4 protein-coding genes are annotated in these 5,308 nt (G+C 32.6%); all 4 read left to right on the top strand.

The annotated features are described in order from the left end of the window. Positions 1-237 precede the first annotated feature (237 nt). The 4 genes from HHU12_RS33025 (at position 238) to HHU12_RS33040 (ending at position 5,051) form a co-directional block, all read left to right on the top strand. Positions 238-1,140, top strand: coding sequence for an AraC family transcriptional regulator (locus HHU12_RS33025; protein ID WP_169660995.1), 903 nt, complete (start codon positions 238-240; stop codon positions 1,138-1,140). Between the two features lie 135 nt (positions 1,141-1,275). Next, positions 1,276-1,809: a hypothetical protein gene (locus HHU12_RS33030; RefSeq protein WP_169660996.1), complete on the top strand. Its 534-nt coding sequence runs from the start codon at positions 1,276-1,278 to the stop codon at positions 1,807-1,809. Positions 1,810-1,898: 89 nt separating this feature from the next. Next, positions 1,899-3,281 (top strand): nuclear transport factor 2 family protein, encoded by a 1,383-nt coding sequence (locus HHU12_RS35500; RefSeq protein ID WP_240971249.1) that lies wholly within the window; start codon positions 1,899-1,901, stop codon positions 3,279-3,281. Positions 3,282-4,613: 1,332 nt separating this feature from the next. Then, positions 4,614-5,051: a hypothetical protein gene (locus HHU12_RS33040; protein WP_169660997.1), complete on the top strand. Its 438-nt coding sequence runs from the start codon at positions 4,614-4,616 to the stop codon at positions 5,049-5,051. Positions 5,052-5,308: the final 257 nt, after the last annotated feature.

Raw genomic sequence — 5,308 nt, forward strand, 5'->3', positions numbered from 1 at the left:
TTATCTCTTTTGGAAGAAATTGTACAAAATAAATACAATTTTCCTTGTTTTAATCATAAGAGAAATGAAGAAGAAGGAAGCTTGAAAGTAGACCTTAGAAAGCCTAGCAGAAATATTGATTGAAAGTAAACGATAATTTAGTTTACAATGTAGTTGCTGTATTAAGCTGAACTACTTTAAAATAAGCTTTGTTTTAGAACTGATAATGTATTTATCTATCTACCCAAAACTGAGCATATGCGAAACCGTTCTCTGCAAGCGAAAAAATGGATAAAAAAATTGCCAAAGGTAAACTTCGATAACCAAGAAAACCCCAATTCTTATTTTGATATTCTCAAAATTGAAGATCTTTTAGAGAGGGATTTAGACCATGATGTTTGTAAGAACCACCTTGTGAAATTCTATGTCATCATTTTTGTCTATGAAGGAGAAGGCTATCATACCATTGATTTTACGGATTATAATTATAAAGAAGGGACAGTAATTTTGGTGAGAAAAGACCAAATTCAAAAATTTTTTAGAAGCACTAATGTTAAGGGGTATTTACTGATTTTCACCGAAGAATTTATCATTGGACATTTGAACAAAATGGAAGCTTTAAAAGCATTTCAACTGTTCAACGAATCACTTAGCTTTCCTAAAATAGAATTTAACAATAAGGTGGAGTTTTCCGATTTTATGGTTTTGGTAAAGCAGTTGGAATTGGAATATCACGCTAAGGATGTTTTTTCAATTGGTATTACAAGAAGTGTTTTGCACGTTCTGATTATAAAATTATTTCGCATCAAAGATAAAGCAGGGTATTTCGTTGAAAGAAAAAGATACATGTCCCAATTCCTGGCTTTTCATAAATTGGTAGAAGAAGATTGTTTCAAAAGTAAAAAAGTCCAGTATTTTTCAGAAAAGTTAGGTGTTTCCACTAAAACACTCAATAACATAGTAAATGAAGTAGTGAATGTTTCTGCCAAATCTTTTATAGATGAAAGAAGCATCATGCAGATAAAAAGATTACTCATTAGCACCGATCATTCCATCAAAGAAATCGCTTACATGGCAGGGTTTAGCGATGCCACGAATTTTTTTAAATACTTTAAAAAGTTTACCAATAGCTCACCTAAGGTATTTCGCCAAGCACATTAGACTTTATTGACAACTTTCCCATTTTGACAGTTTTTAGGATTATTATGATCATCAATATCGTGTTTCTTTCCCGTAACTTTGTTTCATGATTTTTACCGAAGACTCTGTTTCAATTTTTATATAAACTCTATTTCAATGCGACTTTTAAAACTAAATTTCTTGTTTTTAGGTGCCATTTTCTCATTGGCTACCTTAACTTCTTGTGATGACGATGATGATGTGACTGTATTACCTATCACATTGGGTTCAAAAGTAAATGTAAACAACACTTTTCAATCTCCAGCATTCGGATATGATGACGAGATGGATTTTGCAGTAATTTCAGGCATGAATGCCGGAGATTTTGCGGCCGATGCTACTCTTTCTACCTCTGTTGAATTCCCTGCTTATATTGGTTTGTACGATATTAATATCAGTGAAACCACGATCACCTTTGATGTCATTGCTCCAGAAGATGACCCTACTTTTTCTGGATTCTGGAGAATTATTGAAGCGGGTACATTTGACCGGTATTACCTTACTTTTGAAAATGCTCAAAATGTGAAAGGCTTTACCTCAAGCAACCCTAATGTAAGGCTCAGAATAGATTCTGAAAAAGTATTGGTAGTGGAGATAAGCCAAGGCTATGACTTTAATCCTGACCAGAAATTTACAATCACTTTAAATTAAATGGTATGCAAATCACTTTAAAATCATTCTTTCTGCTTGTAACGTCACTGTATATTTCTAGTTGTGCAACTGCTACAAATTCAAATTCAATGAAAGGTAAAACGATAATGGAAGTTACAACTTTCAACATCAAATATGATGCTAGCCCCACTACTTTTGCTGTCCTTGATGCAAAGGTGGAAAGCGACTTTACAAGTAAGCAAAAGGGATTTATTACTCGTCAGAGTGGTGTAGATGACAAAGGAGATTATGTGGTAGTAGTGTATTGGAAAAGTGTAGCTGATGCCGATGCTTCCATGAGTAAATTTATGGGGAATACCTCCGTTGCCGATTATACCCAAATGATCGATGCACCGACAATGAAAATGTCAAGATATGCAATCGATAAACCTTTCAATGCGGAAAATAGCCGATTTGTTGAAATCATGTCCTTTGATGTAAAAGAAGGGATAGATGTTGCTCAATTTCAGTCTATTAATCAAAGAGTAGAAACAGATTTCACTGGACAACAGAAAGGTTTCTTACAACGATTGATAGGTGTGAATGAAGCAGGAGAACAAGTAGTTGCTGTTTATTGGGAAAATAAAGCGCTATCAGATGCTTCTTTACAACCATTCATGGAAGCACCAATTTCAAAAGATTTTATGTCAAGAATGGACCAGAACTCTATAGACATGGGACGTTACAAATTTTTAAATATGGATTCACCAAACAAAGAAAAAGTAGTAGCCCTGCTTAATAGCTTTAACACGGGCGACCAAACGCCAATTTCGTACATCAATCCTGAAAAATACATTCAGCACAACTTAGATGTTGGTGATGGTTTGGCAGGTTTTGGAGCGGTAATGAAAAATGCTCCAGAAGGTGGTTTTAAAGCCAATGTTGTACGGGTATTTCAGGATGGTGATTATGTATTTACACATACTGAGTATGATTTTTTCGGACCAAAAGCAGCCTTTGATGTTTTTCGATTTGAAGATGGAAAAATTGTTGAACATTGGGATAATCTGGCAGCAGTAACGCCACCAAATCCGAGTGGTAGAACTCAATTTGACGGAACAACTAACATTACAGACAGAGAAAAAACAAATGCGAATAAAAAGGTAGTTTGGCAATTTGTGGATGAAGTTTTGTTGAATGGAAAAATGGACAACTTGACGACACTTGTCAACCCCACAAAGTACCTACAACACAACTCAGCCGTTGCCGATGGATTAGATGGTTTAGGTGCAGCTCTAAAATACTTTGCTGAAAATGATATGGTGATGGTTTATGACAAAGTGCATAAAGTATTAGCAGAAGGCAATTTTGTATTGACAATGAGCGAAGGTAAATTCGGCAAAGCACCAGGCAATCATGTAGCCTATTATGATCTATTCCGATTAGAAAATGGTCAAATAGTGGAACATTGGGATGTGATACAACCTATCCCACCAAAATCGGAATGGAAAAATGATAATGGGAAGTTTTAATACCCTTGAAAATCAAAATGTAATTTTACGTCAAATAAAGAATGAGTTTTACAATCTGACTTTAAAATGATCGGAAGGTTGACTATAATAATGGTCAACCTTTCTTCTTTTGACACTTATTTCCCTTCAACGCCGGGGGAACACTACCCAATGAATAGAGTAGAAAGCTTACTGGCGCGAATGTTAAGCGTAAGCATCATTTGTGTCCTTCAGATCATCAGAAATCTCCTGATTTCTAAATACAATAAATAACGAAAACATAGTTTACAGAGTAATTATTATTACAGGCTTAAAAATTAAGCTTCACTAACTGTTAATCGTTATCATAACTCAAAAATTGCATATTGATTAAGTCTTTGACGAATAACAAGATGATAAAAAGCAAACATCAAAAAATGAGATACACTCTCTTACTTTTTTTATTTTTCACATTGGAAGCCTTTTTAAGCAGAAACTTATTTCTTCCTTGAAAGTAAATAGCAACTTCTTTTTTCCTTATTCAAACTTTGAATGATGGCTTTAACTTCCCCTTATGAGACCATCAAACTTTTTTACTAAGGGACAAATAGTTGGAAAGAAAACAAAGCTGAATTGATAATCAAGAACCTTTTTATAACTTTGAGAAGGAGAATAGAGATAAGCCCTCAAAGCCAAAAGCAATACCATATTCTATGAATTTTAAAGGGAATACGAAATGTTTTCCATAGGAACAAAGCAAACTACCTTTCTAAATTATAAAATGGGTTGTATAAAAAGGTTTGATGCTAAATCTTTTGAAAAGGTGATTATTTCTTCCACATACAACAGTCCAAAATACTAGTTTATTTAGTCTTCAACCTAAACGTTTATCATTTACAAAATGAAAAGTAATTTTTATCGATTTTTTATTATTTGGGATGTATTTATGATTTTGTGGATCACATTATCATTTGAAAGTTATATTCATTATGGTATGGGTTTGGGTGATTTGTTAGTTGACCTTTTTTCAATCATTTTTGTTGTCATAATTAATATTATTCTAATCCTTTTTAGGGAAAGAATGAGTAATAAGTCTATTAAAATTGTAATGTTTGTTTGCGTCACTTACGTAGTTTATCTTTTATTTTTAGTCTCAAATTGGAAGCATTTCTATCAAAAGATTGTATCTCTATTCTAGTTCAAAATAAAGTGTCATACAATTGATATATCTTCATCTTCTAATGATTGTTTGAGTTGCAAATTCATCAATGGGCGATTACTGAGATAAGGTATAAAAGGTAAGTTTTAAAAACGAACAACAACTATTAAAGTAAAATGATTAGCTTTATAATTTTGATATCTTCACTTTTTACTGTGGAAGCAGAAACAGACTTTTTCTATTATAAAAAAGCCTTTACTGAAATTATATTGAATACAGATTCTTTTAGATCAAGTTATTGTTATAGCAATGACGATTATGTTATCATGCATGAAATAGTACCTCAGGAAGAGATGTCACACTTTTCCGATAAAGAATTTGAAGATAATATTAGTCATACTTCTTCAGATACAGTATTTATATCAGGACACTATCCTTTTCATAAATTTTTGGGTAAGAGAAAGAGCAGATTAAAGGTATATTTTAGTGAGATGAAGCATAATATTTTTTTAGCTGAAGTACTTTGTGATGGAACAAAGAAGAATATAAAATATAAGGATTTACCCCCTTTTGGTTCTAGTCAAGTTTTTATGTTTAAGGTTGATTCTGGTAATGTTCTGTTGATCAATGAAAGCGTTATCATGTTCAATTAAAATGCTGATGTATTGGTATTCCCAAACATTTCAAAAAAACATTTGTAAGAGATTCAATTGAAGATTATGAATAAGTTTATAGGTATATAAACTTACGTCGCCCAATCACAAAGCTGTTTTTGGGTGACATGAATTGAAGAAACCATCCGTGCCAATAATTTTTTGAAAATTGTTTTCCGATATACCCTTCTATTAAATCGAAAATGAAATTCATCTAAATATCGTTGGATATATTGATCACTGACATGGTGATGAAT

The organism is Flammeovirga aprica JL-4 (genome assembly GCF_012844305.1).
Classification (GTDB): Bacteria; Bacteroidota; Bacteroidia; order Cytophagales; family Flammeovirgaceae; genus Flammeovirga; species Flammeovirga aprica.